Genomic DNA, 17,900 nt, shown 5'->3' on the forward strand with positions numbered 1-17,900 from the left:
ATCTACTTTTTATTAAATTTAATTTAAAAATTATCAAATATTTAACGATATGTCTGTTAAAAGAACATTTGATTTTGCTCATAAAGCTCTAAATCAATATCCTAAAAATGATGCTTTGGTCACGAAAAAGAAAGGGGAATGGAAAAAAACATCCACTTTAGAGTTTACTAACCAAGCAAATAAAATTTCTCGAGGACTACTAAAACTAGGTATTAAACCTGGTGACAAAATCGGATTAATCACTAGTAACAATTGCACAGAATGGAGCATCATGGATTTGGGAATTTCGCAAATCGGCGCCATTTCTGTTCCTGTATATCCAACAATCTCGGAAGAAGATTATGTCTATATTTTTAACAATGCTGAGATTAAATATTGTTTTGTTTCGGATGCCAACCTTTACAAAAAAATGCAAAGTGTAAAACCCGAAATATCTTCATTAGCAGGTGTTTTTAGTTTCGACGATGTGGAGGGCGCACCCAACTGGCAAGAAATTCTTGATCTAGGCGAAGACGATGCCACACAGCAAGAAGTCGAAGACTTATCAAAAGCCATTCAGGAGGATGATATTGTAACTTTAATCTATACTTCTGGGACAACAGGACGTCCAAAAGGCGTGATGTTGACGCACAAAAATATCGTATCCAATGTTTTGGGAAGTGACTCTCGCATCCCACGAAACAAAAGCATTAACTACAAAGATTTGCGTGCTTTAAGCTTTCTTCCGATTTGCCATATTTTCGAAAGAATGGTTTACTACATTTTTATTAACAATGGTATTTCTCTTTATTATGCCGAAAGTATTGATAAAATCGGCGACAATGTTAAAGAAGTAAAACCACATTATATGACGGTTGTACCGCGTTTGGTAGAAAAAGTTTACGATTCGATCTACAACAAAGGCACTGCATCTGGAGGTCTAAAGTCTAAAATATTCTTGTGGTCAATTTCCATCGCAGAAAAATACAATCTGCAAGCGCCAAAATCTTTCGCACACATTATTGCTGACAAATTAGTTTTCAAAAAATGGCGAGAAGGTTTGGGTGGAAATTTAATAACGTTGGTATCTGGTTCTGCAGCGCTTTCTACAAGGTTAAACAGAATGTTCCAAGCAGCAGGAATTCCCATTTTGGAAGGTTATGGCTTAACAGAAACATCACCAGTAATTTCTGTAAACAGTTTCGAAAAAATGAGATTGGGCTCTGTTGGTATTCCATTAAGTAATGTCGATGTTAAAATCGCTGCTGACGGCGAAATCATCGTAAAAGGTCCATCAGTGTTTGGTGGTTACTATAAAGACGACGAAAAAACACTAGAAGCTTTTACAGAAGATGGCTATTTCAAAACTGGTGATATAGGCCTTATCGATGATGATGGATTCTTATTTATCACCGATAGAAAAAAGGAAATGTTCAAAACCTCAGGTGGGAAATTCATAGCGCCGCAAGTTATCGAGAACCATGCTAAAGCCTCGAAATTCATTGAGCAAATTATGGTTGTCGGCGAAGGCGAAAAAATGCCAACGGCACTTATCCAACCAGACTTTACTTTTGCACAAAATTGGGCAAAAATAAAAGGCATTAACATTGGTACAACACCAGCAGAAATGGCGAATAGTCCAGAGTTAAAGGAAAGAATCATGCAGGAGATGGAAAACATCAACAAGCATCTTGGCAAATGGGAGCAAATTAAAAAAATTGAACTCACACCAAAAGTTTGGTCTATTGATGATGGTTTACTAACCCCAACTTTAAAACTAAAACGTAAAGTCATTAAAGAAACCTTCAATGATTTGTATGAAAAACTCTACGACAGAAAATAATTAACATAAAAGCTATCCATTGGATAGCTTTATTTTTTTCAAAAAACTGATATTTGTTATATTTGTATTCAATATTGGTTTCAAAAGACATGACACTTACGCGATTATTCGACATACCTTATATTTCACAAGAAAAATATCAGAAAAAAGATTACATCAATGACAAAATTGGTGGGACTTGGCGCAAATTTTCAACAGAAGAATTCATTGCAAAAAGCAATCAATTTTCTAGAGGTTTAATAAAATTAGGCTTAAAAAAAGGCGATAAAATTGGACTTATCACCTCAACCAACAGAACAGAATGGTGCATCGTGGACCAAGCAGCTTTACAACTCGGCATCATCACCGTTCCGATCTATCCTTCAATTTCGCAAGCCGATTGCGTTTATAATTTAGGCGATTCGGATTGTGTATTTTGCTTTGTTTCGGACGAGAAATTATTTAACAAAATAAATGAAATCCAAAGCCAACTTCCTTTAATGAAGGACATCTACACCTTTGATAAAGTTAATGCTGCTAAAAATTGGGAAGACATCTTAGACCTTGGAAAAGATGATAGTCTACAAGCCGAAGTTGACCAAATAAAAAAAGACATCAATCCTGACGATTTGGTGTCGATTATCTACACATCGGGAACTACAGGAAAACCAAAAGGTGTAATGTTGACGCACAACAATATTGTCCAAGACATTATTGGTTGCGAAGACCGAATCCCACGCAGACAAGGTAACGACAGCCGTGCATTGAGTTTCTTACCGATGTGCCACGTTTTCGAAAGGATGATTTTCTATCTTTTCACTTACAATGGTTTTGCCATTTATTTCGCGGAAAGCACCGACAAACTTAGCCAGAATTTGCTAGAGGTAAAACCGCATTATATGACGGTGGTTCCGAGGGTTATTGAGAAAGTTTATGATTCAATTTATAAAAAAGGTACCGAAGCTGGTGGTATCAAAAAAAGTATCTTCCTTTGGTCTTTAAAGATAGCAGAAAACTATAAACTTGGCGCTCCAAAAAGCTTCTGGCACAAGATTGCCGACAAATTGGTTTTCTCGAAATGGAGAGCAGGCATCGGTGGCGATATTTTAACTTTGGTATCTGGTTCTGCTCCACTTTCTACTCGTCTCAATATTATGTTTCAGGCAGCTGGCATTCCAATTCAGGAAGGTTATGGTTTGACAGAAACTTCGCCTGTGATTTCTGTTAACAGTTTTAAGTTTATGAGAATGGGCTCTATCGGGAAACCACTTTTTAACATCGATGTTAAAATCGCTGAAGACGGCGAAATCTGTGTGAAAGGTCCAACGGTAACCCAAGGTTATTACAAAAACCCAGAAACAACGGCAGAAGCTTTTGACAGTCAAGGCTACTTCAAAACGGGTGACATTGGGCATTTGGACAAAGATGGTTACCTCTTTATCACCGATAGAAAAAAGGAAATGTTCAAAACTTCGGGCGGAAAATATGTTGCACCTCAAGTCATTGAAAACCTTGCCAAAGCTTCTTTGTTTATCGAACAAATTATGGTGGTTGGCGAAGGCGAAAAAATGCCAACAGCTCTTATCCAGCCAGATTTCGATTATGCCAAACAATGGGCAAAAGACAACAACATTAACATCGGGACGACACCTGAAGAAATTGCAAAAAGCCCTGAGCTAAAGGCAGCGATTGAAAAAGAAATGGACAATATCAACAAGAATCTTGGACATTGGGAACAAATCAAAAAAATTGAATTGACACCCGAAATTTGGTCAGAAGAAAACGGTATGTTAACGCCAACACTAAAACTAAAACGTAAAGTCATCAAAGAACACTTTATGGATCTTTATAACAAACTTTATGATAGATAATAGAAAAAGCCAGTTGCAATCAACTGGCTTTTCTTATTTATGTATTCTAACTTCTTAGTTCTTGATGAATTTTTCTGTCGATTTCTGTCCGTTTTCGAAAGTTACAACAAGCGTGTAAGTCCCTTTAACCAAAGTCTCAACATTAATTTCTGATTTTGTTGATGTTAATACCAACTTTCCATCCAAAGAGTAAATCTCTACATTTTTAATACCTTTAGCATCAATACTAATTGACTTAGATGTAGGATTTGGATAAATTTTCACAGCTGACTTTGCAACCTCATTAGTTCCTAAAGCATCTTTTCCGTACAATTCGAAAGCTACACCTGTAATACCCGACGAAGGACCTTTAAGATCTGTCCAAGTTGTATAACCATCCATCATAATATCGTCAGGATCAACCATTTTCGCTTGCGCTAGTTTAGGTGTTGTCGTTGTCGATGCCGCCCAATAAAAAAACTTTTCGTTATTAAAATTCTCTTCGCTTTTTACAGTTGGGAATACACTGATCCAATACTTTGTGTTTGGTTGAAAAACAAAAGCATTATCAGTTGTATCAAATTCCACTGAAATATTAGCAGCATTGCTACCAGTCTGAGCTACAGTAACACCACCTTGCGAAGCTAACTTACTAAACTTATAAACTAAGCCAGTTTCATTTTTTCCAGGAATACCAGCAGGTTTTCCTGCTTGATCTTGAAAAATCATAACATTCCAAGAAATAACATTTCCTGCATCTAAAAATCCTGCATCAGTTTTTGCGAAAACTTTTACTTTTTCGATTTTAACTGCACTTGCTAATTCAAAATCATCTGCTATAAAAATACCCTTTTGCGTTGTATCATTAAGAGATGGCGAATTGAAAACATTCAATTGATCTTTTTGAGGCTGAGAGAAAACAGATTGTTGCGCAAAACTTAGTTGCGAAGCACATAATAGGAATAATAATTTTTTCATACTTTTAAATTTCTACAAAATTAAAACCCTTCGAAAGCAATCCCAAACAATCATTAATGACAATAGTCATTTTAATTAAATTTATACACTTTTTAAAGAAACAAATATCAAAACATTAACCTAATAAAATTTTAACATTTCTATCGTCAATTAATAACGAAAAACTAAATATGATTCTAAAAACAAAAAAAACTCGCAACAAAATTTTAATCTCTCAATCAAAATCTGCTACGAGTTTTTAATATTTTTATGATTGTCTGCTTGGTCGCCGATATTCAGAAAACTCTGTCATTCAGAGCGAAGCGAAGAATCTCTGCTTTATACTAGAAAGATTCCTCGTACCTCGGAATGACAAACTGTGTTAAAGAAGATTGATTTAGGCACTGTTGCAGACATTCAATAATACTTTATAAAGAAAATTAGATTCTATTTCAAAAGATCCTTCAATGCATCTTCTAGTTTTGGAAACTTAAATTGAAAGCCTTGTTTCAGAATTTTTTCCGACGAAACGCGACTTCCTTTTAGAATTAAATTCGCCATTTCCCCAAACATTATTTTTAATCCAAAAGCTGGCACATTCGGGAACCAAAGTTTCTTTTTAAGTTGTTTTGCAACTGCTTTTGTCAAGTCTTTATTCGTAATATGTTCTGGTGTTGCAGCATTGTAAGCACCAAACATTGTATCATCTTCAATCGCCTGCAAATACATCTCACACATATCATCAATATGAATCCACGGTACATACTGCTTTCCACTTCCTAATGGCGCCCCTGAATTTTTCTCAATCGGCGTTTTTAATTCTGCCAAAAGTCCACCTTTGCCAGACAAAACCCCAGAAGTCCGCAACATCACCACTCTATCGGCAACATTCTTAAAATCCAAAGCTTTACTCTCCCAAGCTTGACAAACTTGACCAAGAAAATCATCAGCAGGCGAATCTGTTTCAACAAAGATTTTATCAGAGGTTATCGCACCATAGTAACCAACCGCCGATGCCGAAATAAAAGCTTTAAGTTTAATATTTCGTTTTTGAATTTCGTCCTGAATAATATTTGCAGAAACCACACGACTGTCAATCACCAACTTTTTGTAAGTTTTGGTCCAACGCATCGCAATTGGCGCACCAGCAAGATGTATAACGTATTCTACACCATCAAAAGCACCTTTTTCAATGGAATTATTGTCGTAATCGAGCTTAAAAGCTTTGTAAGGACTTTGTTGTTTTTCGTCATCGAACCTTACCAGAATATGAACATCATAGCCTTTAGAAGCGAGCAATTCGCACAATGCAGAACCAATTAAACCGGTCGCACCAGTGACCAGAACTTTTGACTTCTCCATCGATTATAGCAAACGAATTTTGTCATCTTCAATTTCGATTACTTTGTCTTTGTAAAGACCGCCAATCGCTTTTTTGAAGTTCTTTTTACTCATCTGTAACTCGTCTTTTATCTCTTCTGGAGAAGATTTATCTGACAAGTAAATCAAACCGTAATTATCGTTTAGCTTGTCAATAATCTTTTGCTTGAACTCATCAATATTTTCAAAACCTTCTGGCTGCAAAGACACATCAATCTTACCATCCTCACGAATCGCCTTGATGTAACCTTGCTCTGTTGAAAGCGGGTACAACTTTTTGTAAACATCAGAAGCGTAGATCAATGCAATATATTTTTTATCAATAATAACATTCCAACCCAACTCTGATTCGCCAATCATCAACAAATCAACTTTATCTCCCTTTTTAAATGGTAAATCGGTGTATTGCGGATTACGTTTAAACTTGGTTGTTCCCGTAATTCTACCACTTTCTTCATCAGTATAGACGTAAACAATGTATCGTTTGTTTTCGAGAATTTTTCCTTTTTGCTGCTTGTAAGGAACGAACAAATCTTTGATAATTCCCCAATCCATAAAAGCGCCACTTGGCAAACTTTGCACGCAAGTCATCACTGCAAACTCTCCCACTTCACATAAAGGCGTTTCGGTTGTCGCTTTTAATTTATCATCATCTTGATAAACAAAAACGTCAATATCTTGATCAACTTCTAAAGTCGAATTAACTAAAATCTTGGATAGAAAGGCTTTTTCACCGAATTCGTCTGTTAAGATATAACCTGAATTATTAACTTCTGAAACCTTTAGCGTCTGGAATGTTCCTACTTGCATTGTAAATATTTGCTGCAAAATTAGGCAAAATAAAATCGTTCCTTTTTCTAAATTTCAAAATAAAGTTTTAAAGCTTCAATAATATTTATATTTTTGAAAAAACACTCTATGTTAATAGAAGAATCAAATTGGATTGGAGACAAAATAAAAGTTGTTGTCGAGCAACAAGCCTTTCCGATTCTTAATATAGGTAGTTCTACGAAAGAATACCGCACCATCAGGCAAGGCTTTATTCAAAAAAATATTTTTGATTTAGTTCCCGATGAAGCAAAAAATGTGGTTCACCTTGATATGAAAGCTGCCGAAGGTGTCGATATTGTTGGTAATCTTTATGATAAAGACTTTTTAGAGGAGCTTAAAAAATATAAATTCAAATCAATAATGATAAACAACTTGTTGATGTATCTCGAAAGAGAACAGCGAGAAGAACTTAGCCTTATCATTGATGAAATCTTGGAAAAAGATGGCTTTTTAATTGTCACCAATTCTCATACTTTCCCACCAGCTCACGATCCTGTTGAAAGTTTTTATCGACCAGCTCCTGATAAAATGCAGCACCAACTTTTTAACAAATTTACTGTTATAGATTCGCAAGTCGTATCCACCAACTACAATTTTCACAAGTATCTTAAAACAAACAAAAAAGTAATACCTGTGAAAGTCGCTAGATTTTTGATGCCTTTTTACAAATTTAGAGAATGGAAATTCATGCTCAATTACTATCTCAATGATTTTAAAAGAGATTATTCTGCAGCATGTTTATTCGTACAAAAAAAATAAAAGCCATCATTCGATGGCTTTTTTCAATTTTCTAAAATTTATTTTTAAAAGTAAATCCAAGCATAAACCAACGTCCTGGCATTGGGACTAGACTTGTTTCTGTATATTTTGTATTCGTAATATTATTCACCAAAAGATAAATATTGAGCTTTTCGGTTTGGTAATTTAACTTCGCATCCAAAAGATTGTAACTTCCCAAAGCGACACGTTCGTTGTAACGATAGACCACTTCTGTATCAAACTTCCAATACCTTGCTTGTAGTTTTGCATTGAATTGGTGACGAAGATTATCCAATACATATTTTGAAAAAGCCTTATCGTCACGATTAATCTTGTTATCCAAATAAGTATAACCTACCGACAAATTATTAACAATCCAGTTAAGCTTTTGAGCAACTTCAGTTTCTAAACCTAAAGTCTGGATGTTTCGGATGTTTTCGGCACGCCAAACTTCACCTGCAGAATCTTTTGTCCAGTCGATTGCGTCGTCGGTATTCCTTCCAAAACCACTTAGCTTAAATAAAGAATTCGAGCGGCGATATTCGTAGCCAACTTCATAATTCATCGCATTTTCTGGCTTCAAGTTAGGATTTCCAGTTTCAGTTTTACTTACATAATATAGATCAGTGTAAGTCGGCACACGACTGGTTTTTGCCCAATTGGCGTAGACTTTATTATGTTGATCTAGGCTATAACCTACATCCAAACCTGGATAGAAAAAATTTCCATTACCAGGATAATTTGCCCAACTTACACTCGGGACAATATTTAATTTTTGATTGATTAGACTAATGTGATGCTCCAAAAACAATTGTGAAATAAAACGCTCTCTTTCGCCAAGATTATTACTGCGCAAGCTTTCATTTCGAAACTCTGCACCCAATCCTGTTTTACCTAATTTCGAGACAAAACTTGTATTAATTTCGCCACCAAGATTGTTACCAATATGCATGTTTCGATAGACTTCTGGCTTCCAGCGGTTAAACAAATACATATCTTGTGCACGCTTCCAATAAACATTGGCATTAACGCCAAAATTCCCAAATTTCTGTTCGTAAGAAGTGCTCACCAAAGAGGTTTGCGTTTCTTCATATTGATCTTTTGCTAAAGGCGACGAATAAAATCCGTTAGCACCAAACTTCTTTTCTGTGAAACCTGCTTGCATTTTGAAAGTCGCATCATTAACCTTGAATTGGTTTTGATACCAAACATTTTGTACGTCTGTATCTGTGTTAAAACGATAACCAGCCGATTCTGACTTACCAACTTGAATAAAGTTCCCGAATTTCTCGCTTCCAAAATCTGCTGCAGCACCCAACGACCACGTTTTGAAATCACCTTCCGAAGCATTGACTTGGTAAGTATTTTCTTTGCCAACATTGGTAATAATATTAATCACACCTCCATAAGCATTCTGTCCAAAACGTCGAGCTGCAGGACCTTTTATAATTTCGATACGGTCGATACTCGCCATATCAAATGGTAGATTAAAAGTATTATGCCCTGTTTGCGCATCATTCATCTTAATCCCATTAACCATAACCAAAACTTGATCAAAAGAACTTCCGCGAATACTTAGATCCGTTTGTACATCATTAAGTCCCCGACGACGGATATCCATTCCTGTAAAATATTGCAGCAGATCTGCGACACTTTTTGCTGGCGAATCTAGAATTTGCTGTTTCGAAACTACTGTTACATTCTCACTCACTTTAGAAATAGGAGTCGAAAAAAATTTCCCTTGCACAACAACTTCTTCTATTCCATTTTCTTGTGCTGACAAAAAGAGACAGCTAAGCGAAATCCCCATTATCACAAACTTTTTCATAGCTTTTTAATTTTACGACGGCAAATCTAAGCAATAGGAAAAACAAAACAATTAAGAAATTAATTTTATTTAATAATTAAGAAAATTTTAAAAATAAATTACACAAATGTAATTTTAGTTAAAAATATAAATCAAAACCACCTTAACTTAACATAATTAAAACAATCCTAATAGATAAATATATCTGATTTAACAAATGACAAATTTCATATTCAGTAAAATATTTAATAATTTTAAAAAACAAAAGATAATTAAACTAAATACACTCGAAAATACACATTTTTTATTTAAAATTTAATTATAAGTTTATATTTACACCTAAATCAATCAAAATAATTAACATGAAGAAAACTTTACTTACTTTAATCGCTACTATTAGCTTATCAGGTATCACAAACGCACAAACCAGCTGTGACAACACAGTACCATCTAAAAATCAAGAAGATGCTTACGGAAACATTACTTCGACAATACTAGCTAATGATTTCACAATTGCTGGAAACACCACAAAAAAGATTTCTAAAATCACGGTTAATACTGCAGAAACATCAGCTTTGACATCTTTGTCATTTTTTATTTATGACAATTCAACAACCAATTTTCCTAAAACACAACTTTCAAAAGTAACGCTAACACCTACCAGCAGTACTCTTAACGCTAACAAATTTGGTTTAGCTTTCAAAACATATACTTTCCAATTGGCAACACCGATTGTAGTTAGCAACACTTCAACTAGCACGCAAACCTATTGGTTAGGTATTGGCGAAAGTAATGGAACCGAATATCTAGAGACTACCAGCACGGTTGTAGGTTATCCATCGAGAGCTTATAACGCAAATGCCGATGCTTGGATGAATGTCGGATCGGACATCGTGTTCTCATTTACTGCGACTTGTGATGCCTATTTAGCAACCTCAGATTTGCAACAAAGCAAAATTTCTTTATATCCAAATCCAGCGCAAAAAGAAATTAATATAACAGGAGCAAAAACGATTAACAATGTTGAAATCTACAATCTAGCAGGAGGTTTAGTTAAGAAAACTAATGCTTCAGCCAACAAATCTAGCATCGATATTTCGGTTCTTCCAAAAGGAAACTACATTTTGAAAGCAGAAGTTGACGGCGCTAACAAAACTTTCAAATTCACAAAAGATTAATAGTAGAGGCTTTATACAAAAATCAGACACAAAAAATTCTCTTCATAAAGAATTCTATATTTTAAGTTAGAAAGAGAGCAGTAATTCATTTACTGCTCTCTTTAGTTAATAAACATTAACAAAATAACTAGCCAAAAAAACGCATTTTTTCGTAATTTTGTGGGTCTTAATTTTGATATGGCTACAACTGCAGAAATCGATATAAAAAAACAACTTTTTGTTAAAAACGCGCACCTCAATAACCTGAAGCACATTGATGTTTTAATTCCAAAGAATAAACTCATTGTTATAACAGGCGTATCTGGAAGCGGGAAATCTTCGCTGGCTTTTGACACTATCTATGCCGAAGGTCAACGCCGATATGTTGAAAGCTTGAGTTCGTATGCGCGACAATTTTTAGGAAAACTAGAGAAACCAAAAGTTGATGATATTAAAGGTCTTGCACCTTCAATAGCAATTCAGCAAAAAGTCATTTCGTCTAATCCGCGTTCTACAGTTGGTACATCGACGGAAATTTATGATTATCTAAAGTTATTGTATGCGAGAATTGGTCATACTTTTTCGCCAATTTCTGGTGAAGAGGTCAAAAAAGATTCTGTTACCGATGTTATCGATTTTATAAAAGCGTCAAAAAAAGACACGAGTTTCATTTTGATGGCGCCTTTACAATATGAAGTCGATGGTTTTACCGAACAATTAAAAACCTTGAAAGTTTCGGGTTTTACACGTTTAGAAGTTGGCGGGAACCTTGCCAGTATCGAAGATTTAGAAAGTTTTGGTTTCGTTCCAGAAGCCAATACAGAGATATTTTTGGTGATCGACCGTTTCAGTTACGAAGAGGACGAAAACTTCCTACAACGTCTTGCAGATTCTATCCAAATGGCGTTCTACGAAGGTCACGGCCGTTGTCTTTTGAAAAATACAGAAAGTAACGAAGTTCGAGATTTCTCCAATAAATTTGAATTAGATGGCATCGATTTTAACGAACCGAATGTCCATTATTTCAGCTTTAACAATCCTTATGGCGCTTGTCCAACTTGCGAAGGTTACGGCAAAATAATTGGCATTGACGAAGACCTTGTCATTCCAAATAAAAATCTTTCGGTCTTCGAAGATGCTGTAGCTCCTTGGAAAGGCGAAACGATGAGCGAATGGAAACGTTCTTTTATTAAAAAAGCAAAAGACTTCCCTATTCATAAACCTTACCACCAACTCACAAAAGAGCAAAAACAATATTTGTGGCGTGGTGACAAGTCTGCAAGTTTCCCAAGTATTGATAATTTCTTCAAAATGTTGGAGGAAAATCTTTATAAAATCCAATACCGTGTGATGTTGTCGCGTTATCGTGGCAAGACGACTTGTCCAACTTGCGAAGGTCTTAGATTGCGTGAAGAAACTTCTTGGGTAAAAATCGATGGACACAATATCCAATCTTTAATCGAATTGCCACTACATGAGCTTTCACCAATTATTGAAAGTTTAAAATTATCAAAATACGATGCCGAAGTCGCAAAACGACTTCTTTACGAAATAAAATCTCGAATCGGATTTTTACTAAAAGTTGGTCTTGGTTACCTAAGTCTTAACCGAACGTCCAACACGCTTTCTGGCGGCGAAAGTCAACGTATTAATTTGGCGACAAGTTTGGGAAGTTCTTTGGTGGGTTCTATTTATATTTTGGACGAACCAAGTATTGGTCTTCACTCTCGCGACACCGAAAATCTTATTGAAGTTCTAAAAAACCTTCGCGATCTTGGCAACACTGTTATTGTAGTTGAACATGACGAAGATGTGATGCGCGCTGCTGACTACATTATCGACATTGGTCCTGAAGCTGGTTATCTTGGCGGCGATTTGGTATTTGCTGGTGATTATAAAGATCTTAAAAAAGCTGATACTTTAACGTCAAAATATCTTAACCACGAACTAAACATTGAAGTTCCGAAAAAACGTCGTGTTCCAAAAGAATTTATAAAAATAAAAGGCGCTCGACAAAACAATCTTAAAAACATTGACGTTGATGTTCCGCTAGAAATTCTGACGGTTGTTACAGGCGTTTCAGGAAGTGGAAAATCAACTTTGATGAAGGAAATCTTAACCAACGCAGTGCAAATTCAGTTGGGAATGGGTGGCAAAAAAGCCGATTACGACAGCGTTGAGTTTCCAAAAAAGTTGATTAAAAACATTGAGTTAATCGACCAAAATCCAATCGGAAAATCATCACGTTCTAATCCCGTTACTTATCTAAAAGCCTATGACGATATTCGTGATTTGTTTTCGAAGCAAAAATCGGCGTCGTTAATGGGATTAAAACCAAAACATTTTTCTTTTAATGTGGATGGTGGACGTTGCGACGAATGTAAAGGCGAAGGTGTGATTACAGTGTCAATGCAATTTATGGCAGATATCGAATTGGAATGCGAACATTGCCACGGCACACGTTTTAAAAGTGAAATTCTCGAAGTAAAAGTTGACGAAAAAAATATTTCTGACATTCTAAAAATGACTGTTGATGAAGCGATTAACTTTTTCACAGAATTACACGAGTCCAAAATCGTACAGAAATTAAAACCTTTACAAGAAGTTGGGCTTGGTTATTTACAATTGGGACAATCTTCTTCCACGCTTTCTGGCGGTGAAGCGCAACGTGTAAAACTTGCGTCTTTCCTAGTAAAAGGTGTTACAACAGACAAAACTTTATTTGTTTTTGACGAACCATCGACAGGATTGCATTTCCATGATATTAATAAATTGATGAAATCACTACAAGCTTTAATAGAACTTGGACATTCAGTGATTGTGATTGAACATCAACCTGACATCATCAAATGTGCTGACTATATTATTGACATCGGTCCAAATGCTGGTAAACATGGTGGTGAAGTGGTTTTCACAGGAACACCAGAAGATTTAACTAAGAATAAAATATCGGCAACTGCAAAGTACATTGCGGAAAAACTTTAAGTTTTCTTTACGTTTAAAAATAAAAAGGCTTTCAGAGTTTAGAATTCTGAAAGCCTTTTTACTGATAAATAATTTATTTTTATGCTAAAACATCTTGTAATTCTGCATGTTTTTTGAACATTGCGTTAGCAAAAGGACAAAGTGGAATCACTTTTTTATTTTCCTTTCGAGCGAAATCTACGACTGCATTTAGAAGGTTCATTCCGACGCCAAGACCATTGTAAGCTTCTTCTACACCTGTATGATCGATGATGAATTTATCTTCTCCCGCCCAAGTATAAGTCATTTCACCAGCATGTCTACCATCGATAAAAGCTTCGAACATTCCGTTCTTTTCGTTGTTTTGTTGTTTGATTTCCATTTTTATATTTTTTAATTAAATTCTGAATTTACTGTAATTGATCCTTCTAAAATCTTATGAACGGGACAAGCATTCGCAATATGTCGGAAACGCTTCATCTGATCTTCTGGAATATCTGTTTTCGAAAATCGAATATTTCTTTTAAAAGCCGTTTGTGACTTATCAACACTATCAACTAACGTCACATCTACAAAGATTTCGCCGACATCCCAAGCTTTTCTTTCGGCATACATTTTCAGGGTAATTGCTGTGCAACTTGCCAAAGAAGCTGCAAGAAGTTCGGTTGGTTTTGGCGCCAAGTCTTTTCCGCCTTTATCTAATGGTTCGTCAACGATAATCTCATGATTTCCTGTTGTGACTTTCGTTAAATAAAGATCGTTTCCGATAGTTGCAGTTACATTAACATCCATTTCGTTTTATTTTTTACAATATTAAGATTATGATTTCACTTCCCAATTGATGTGGGATAAGAATTCGAAGTTTCCTTTAAAACAAAAGCGATACCGTTTTTTAAATTTTAGATTTTACGAAAAATTACAAGTCAGAAAAACTTCTGAACTTCCTCCAATCTAAAATCGGTAGCGGACACTGCGGCCGGGATAGTAAGGGCGCGACTGAAAGGAGCGGTCCGAAGAATTGCTTGGGAAAAACTTGGGCTTCTGAGGACGAAACCCCTGAATAGCCCGAATTGCCGCCCAAATAAAAATCCTAAAAACTTGCGCGAATCTGCATACTGCCCGTGTGGATCGTGCGCTCGCCAGAATTACGACCTTCGTAGTTGATATTGAGTTGTAAAAATGAATTGAGACTTTGCTGCCAATAAACGCTCCAGACTTGGTTTTTGCCAGATTTGAGACCTTCCAACATTTGGTTACCTACAATGCTGAAACTGTTGCCTGTAAAATCGTTATTGATAAATGAGAAATTGGCTCTGAGAGAGGTTTTCTTGTGGTCCCATTGCAGAGTTCCTGACAATTCGTAAGCTTTTAGCTTTTCGTCGCCATCGGTTCTTTTCTTTTGACGAAGCGCTCCAAAAAGTTCGGCTTGGAGACTTTCTGTTAAGCGATAAGTGGCTTTTGGCTTGGTTTCCCAGTTTTGAAGCAGGTAGTTTCGTGTGCTAAACATTTGCGAATGATTGGTGACATTCTGAAGTTGATTTTCCCAATCGGTGCGGAAGTTTTTGTTAAACCAATATCCTAGATTAAAGAAGTGCAAACCGCTAGAACGCTCTTCCACACTGTAATTGGCGTTAAGTAAATTGTCGTTGGACGTGAAGCGATAGTTGGCATTCCAGCCAGATTTGTCATTCGAATTAAACAAAGCCGAAAACAAAAGGTTTTGGGTTTTCATAATCTGGTCGCTTTCTTTCGCAAAAGGATTGAGGACGACCACGCGATCACCTTTCATAAAAGCGTTTTGCGATAGTAATGACACATTGAAGTTCCAACGTTTTAGGAAAGCGTTTTCGGAGCTAAAAATAACGGCCGGATTGACAAACAAAGCCAATTGCAATTTGTTTTTGTTGGATGCCAAATACTTTACGGTATTAGTATAGACGCGAATATATTGCGCTTGATCCATATATTCTGCGACCTCGAACTCGTCCAACTGCTGGATGCCATCACCATTATAATCGGTCCATTTGTACACACCTTGTCCATCGGTAACTTTGATGTATTGAAATTCGCGCTGCGCTTCTTGACCATTTCCTAATTCGTAAAAAGCTTGCAAACGCATACCGTTTCGGAAAAGTTGTTGGTTGTACATTAAGTTACCAACCACGAAATCTTGATTTTGATCATTGGCTAAAGTTTGATCTTTGTAGAAAAACTTGCGATAGTGTACCAAAGCCGATAACTGTGTTTTTTCGGTTTTAATGATTTGGCTTTCTGCCATGATGCCGAGAATATTGTTCATTTTTTGCAAACGATTATCACGAATGGAATCGTTATCGCGCAAATAAACTTTCATCAAAAGCTTGGTGCGTGCGCTATCTGAGATTTTCTTTTGAACAAAAATTTCTTTCCAACTAAAGCTGGTCGTATCGTAAGCTTGGGTTTCGTTGAACTTCTTTTGATTATGCTCCATTGCGCCGCCAATTGACCAACTTCCTTTTGCGCCTAACAATTCTGCTGAGGCGTTAGCACGAATAAATTGCGTGTTCATCGGTGTCGACTTGGTGTCGAGATAAGAAGCATTGGCTTGTGTTATCCATTTTTGATTTTTCCAACCAAAATTAAGATCGTTCTTTATGCCTTTATAAGTTGCTTTTTCGTCAAGGTAGTTTAATTTGTAATTAAGGAAAGTCCCATCATTCCAAAGGTTATCGAAGCCAAGCACAAATCTATTTTGAGTGATTTGGTTAAATTCTTCCGTTAAGTTAAAATCACGCCAAAAATCAACATTGTTAATTCTGTCCAAAACTTTGAAATTCTTTTGGATATGCTGATACTCAAACATTGGTGTTCCTTTCCAACTGTTTTTAATAAAACTTTTGTTGGCATATACTCGAGCGGCGTAACCTATGTTTTCGTTATTATCTTTTGAAGAAAATAAGTTAAGGTCATGATTGCTAAGAGAAGCGTCAACGCCAATGACACCATTTTCTAAAGCATATTCGGCATTGGTAGAAAAGACTTGCGTTTTTTCTGGTGCTGGCAAACGTCGAACTGCTCGGTAATCGCCAAGACCTTGCCCTACAAATTCGAAAACGCGACCGTTATTGGTGGTTTGTTGTATTCGGTAATCGCCCTTGGTATCTCCAAAATAGGTGAAAACAACTTGGTACAATTCATCATCTTTATTGGTCGAAAATTCGTAATGATAGATCGTTCCGTCAAATATTTTTTTGTATAGAATCTTATTGACATCATAATCGGTTTTGGTGCCCGATGGTGCATACATCATGTCGGGATTATTCCCCGCATTGATAAGATATTGTTTGTCTTCGTCGCTAAGGTTAAGTGACAAAGGTGCATTTTTATTATCGTTTTCCATAAACCATGAAAGTCCAACTTTGAGGCGTTCTCGTTGATGTTGAAGATTTCCTGTTACCAAAAATCTGGTGTAATTTCGATTGGTATAGTTGTAAGTTATGGTGATAAAGTTCTGTTTATATATAGGTCTAAAACTCGTAAAAGTAATTTCGCCAGTATTATAGTTAATAGTATAATCTAGGTTTTCGCCACGCTTCATCAAAACACCATCAATATAGACTTGCTCCGAGCCAGAAATTATGGTGATAAATTGTTCTCCGTTTTTACCAAATAATCGGTAAGGACCTTGATTGCCTTCAATACCTTGAAAACGCATTCTGTTAAATTCACTTCGCGCCACACCGCCCGAAATATCAAGGAAAGTTTTATTGCCATTTTCCTCCCAAGTGGTTTGGAATTGCAGTCCCATGCTTCGACGTTGGAATCGCCCAAAGAAAGTTTGACTATCGTCTAAATCGAGATGTCCAGCGCGGATGATGCTGTGCTTTTTGATATTTAACTGAACATAGATTTTGTCAAACTCTTGTAAAGTTTGTGTGTAACCATCGGCTTGTATTGGCAAATTATGATCCGATATCGAAGCCAAAATCGAAACATCTTCACTCAACTTTCCCGAAATCTGCAAATCCATGGAGCTTTGTACCGAAGAACCTTGGTTATTTCCAAAAGTGATACCACGCACAATGGAACCTTTGGAACTAAGGTCGCCTAGGATTTTAGCTTTTGTATTTTTAACCAAAACTTCTTCGTCATATACCAACTGCGGTGATTTTTTGATGAAGTCCAAAGTATCTTTAACAAAGAAGTCCTTATTAATTTTAGCAGAAATAATACTGTCTTTTTTTATAGAATCTTTAGGTAAGTTGGGATTTTTCCATGAGAAAACCTGAGCTTGCAAACCACAACAAGCCAAACAGAAGATTAAAATGGTAAAAATCTGTCGATACAATATCAAAATTTTTTCAGCTGTAAATCTACGAATAATAAGGATGAATAAAAGATTTACAAGTGATTAA

Annotated in this window: 12 protein-coding genes; 5 read left to right on the forward strand and 7 right to left on the reverse strand. The window is 36.0% G+C overall.

Annotated elements, in window-relative coordinates; genetic code table 11:
* The first annotated feature begins 49 nt into the window (after positions 1-49).
* On the forward strand, positions 50-1,822 hold the full coding sequence (locus tag Q1V95_RS15465) for a long-chain fatty acid--CoA ligase (protein ID WP_300675615.1): 1,773 nt from the start codon (positions 50-52) through the stop codon (positions 1,820-1,822).
* 89 nt (positions 1,823-1,911) lie between these two features.
* A complete protein-coding gene (locus tag Q1V95_RS15470; protein ID WP_300675616.1) occupies positions 1,912-3,672 on the forward strand; it encodes a long-chain fatty acid--CoA ligase in 1,761 nt (586 codons plus the stop codon).
* Between the two features lie 54 nt (positions 3,673-3,726).
* Here the strand turns inward: Q1V95_RS15470 and Q1V95_RS15475 are convergent, their stop codons facing one another.
* The 3 genes from Q1V95_RS15475 to Q1V95_RS15485 form a co-directional block, all read right to left on the reverse strand.
* The gene (locus tag Q1V95_RS15475) at positions 3,727-4,629 is read right to left on the reverse strand and encodes a T9SS type A sorting domain-containing protein (RefSeq protein ID WP_300675617.1); all 903 of its coding nucleotides are present in this window, start codon (positions 4,627-4,629) and stop codon (positions 3,727-3,729) included.
* Positions 4,630-5,055: 426 nt separating this feature from the next.
* The gene (locus tag Q1V95_RS15480) at positions 5,056-5,970 is read right to left on the reverse strand and encodes a TIGR01777 family oxidoreductase (RefSeq protein WP_300675618.1); all 915 of its coding nucleotides are present in this window, start codon (positions 5,968-5,970) and stop codon (positions 5,056-5,058) included.
* A gap of 3 nt (positions 5,971-5,973) precedes the next feature.
* Entirely contained in the window at positions 5,974-6,798 is an 825-nt protein-coding gene (locus Q1V95_RS15485; RefSeq protein ID WP_300675619.1) for a S1-like domain-containing RNA-binding protein, read from the reverse strand.
* A 108-nt stretch (positions 6,799-6,906) separates the two neighbouring features.
* Here Q1V95_RS15485 and Q1V95_RS15490 point away from each other — a divergent pair, with 108 nt between their 5' ends.
* Positions 6,907-7,578 carry a hypothetical protein gene (locus Q1V95_RS15490; RefSeq protein ID WP_300675620.1) on the forward strand — a complete coding sequence of 224 codons (672 nt, stop codon included), beginning with the start codon at positions 6,907-6,909 and terminating at the stop codon, positions 7,576-7,578.
* 31 nt (positions 7,579-7,609) lie between these two features.
* On the opposite strand, the gene Q1V95_RS15495 is transcribed toward Q1V95_RS15490, so the two are convergent.
* The gene (locus tag Q1V95_RS15495) at positions 7,610-9,406 is read right to left on the reverse strand and encodes a TonB-dependent receptor (RefSeq protein WP_300675621.1); all 1,797 of its coding nucleotides are present in this window, start codon (positions 9,404-9,406) and stop codon (positions 7,610-7,612) included.
* 341 nt (positions 9,407-9,747) lie between these two features.
* On the opposite strand from Q1V95_RS15495, the gene Q1V95_RS15500 reads away from it, so the two are divergent.
* Both Q1V95_RS15500 and uvrA read left to right on the forward strand, forming a co-directional pair.
* Positions 9,748-10,563: a T9SS type A sorting domain-containing protein gene (locus tag Q1V95_RS15500; RefSeq protein WP_300675622.1), complete on the forward strand. Its 816-nt coding sequence runs from the start codon at positions 9,748-9,750 to the stop codon at positions 10,561-10,563.
* Positions 10,564-10,740: 177 nt separating this feature from the next.
* On the forward strand, positions 10,741-13,527 hold the full coding sequence (uvrA, locus tag Q1V95_RS15505; RefSeq protein ID WP_300675623.1) for an excinuclease ABC subunit UvrA: 2,787 nt from the start codon (positions 10,741-10,743) through the stop codon (positions 13,525-13,527).
* 79 nt (positions 13,528-13,606) lie between these two features.
* On the opposite strand, the gene Q1V95_RS15510 is transcribed toward uvrA, so the two are convergent.
* The 3 genes from Q1V95_RS15510 to Q1V95_RS15520 all read right to left on the reverse strand — a co-directional run bounded on the left by Q1V95_RS15510 (position 13,607) and on the right by Q1V95_RS15520 (position 17,833).
* Complete coding sequence (locus Q1V95_RS15510) at positions 13,607-13,888, reverse strand: GNAT family N-acetyltransferase (protein ID WP_300675624.1); 282 nt, start codon at positions 13,886-13,888, stop codon at positions 13,607-13,609.
* A gap of 11 nt (positions 13,889-13,899) precedes the next feature.
* Entirely contained in the window at positions 13,900-14,298 is a 399-nt protein-coding gene (locus Q1V95_RS15515; protein ID WP_300675625.1) for an OsmC family protein, read from the reverse strand.
* Between the two features lie 298 nt (positions 14,299-14,596).
* Complete coding sequence (locus Q1V95_RS15520) at positions 14,597-17,833, reverse strand: hypothetical protein (protein ID WP_300675626.1); 3,237 nt, start codon at positions 17,831-17,833, stop codon at positions 14,597-14,599.
* Positions 17,834-17,900: the final 67 nt, after the last annotated feature.

Origin of the sequence: Soonwooa sp., from assembly GCF_030151385.1 — a bacterium.
In the GTDB taxonomy this organism is placed as follows: domain Bacteria; phylum Bacteroidota; class Bacteroidia; order Flavobacteriales; family Weeksellaceae; genus Soonwooa.

Excerpts from the sequence above, each read along its gene's own strand:
- Q1V95_RS15465 (WP_300675615.1), top strand. The coding sequence starts at position 50 with ATGTCTGTTAAAAGAACATTTGATTTTGCTCATAAAGCTCTAAATCAA.
- Q1V95_RS15470 (WP_300675616.1), top strand. The coding sequence starts at position 1,912 with ATGACACTTACGCGATTATTCGACATACCTTATATTTCACAAGAAAAA.
- Q1V95_RS15475 (WP_300675617.1), bottom strand. The coding sequence starts at position 4,629 with ATGAAAAAATTATTATTCCTATTATGTGCTTCGCAACTAAGTTTTGCG.
- Q1V95_RS15480 (WP_300675618.1), bottom strand. The coding sequence starts at position 5,970 with ATGGAGAAGTCAAAAGTTCTGGTCACTGGTGCGACCGGTTTAATTGGT.
- Q1V95_RS15485 (WP_300675619.1), bottom strand. The coding sequence starts at position 6,798 with ATGCAAGTAGGAACATTCCAGACGCTAAAGGTTTCAGAAGTTAATAAT.
- Q1V95_RS15490 (WP_300675620.1), top strand. The coding sequence starts at position 6,907 with ATGTTAATAGAAGAATCAAATTGGATTGGAGACAAAATAAAAGTTGTT.
- Q1V95_RS15495 (WP_300675621.1), bottom strand. The coding sequence starts at position 9,406 with ATGAAAAAGTTTGTGATAATGGGGATTTCGCTTAGCTGTCTCTTTTTG.
- Q1V95_RS15500 (WP_300675622.1), top strand. The coding sequence starts at position 9,748 with ATGAAGAAAACTTTACTTACTTTAATCGCTACTATTAGCTTATCAGGT.
- uvrA (WP_300675623.1), top strand. The coding sequence starts at position 10,741 with ATGGCTACAACTGCAGAAATCGATATAAAAAAACAACTTTTTGTTAAA.
- Q1V95_RS15510 (WP_300675624.1), bottom strand. The coding sequence starts at position 13,888 with ATGGAAATCAAACAACAAAACAACGAAAAGAACGGAATGTTCGAAGCT.
- Q1V95_RS15515 (WP_300675625.1), bottom strand. The coding sequence starts at position 14,298 with ATGGATGTTAATGTAACTGCAACTATCGGAAACGATCTTTATTTAACG.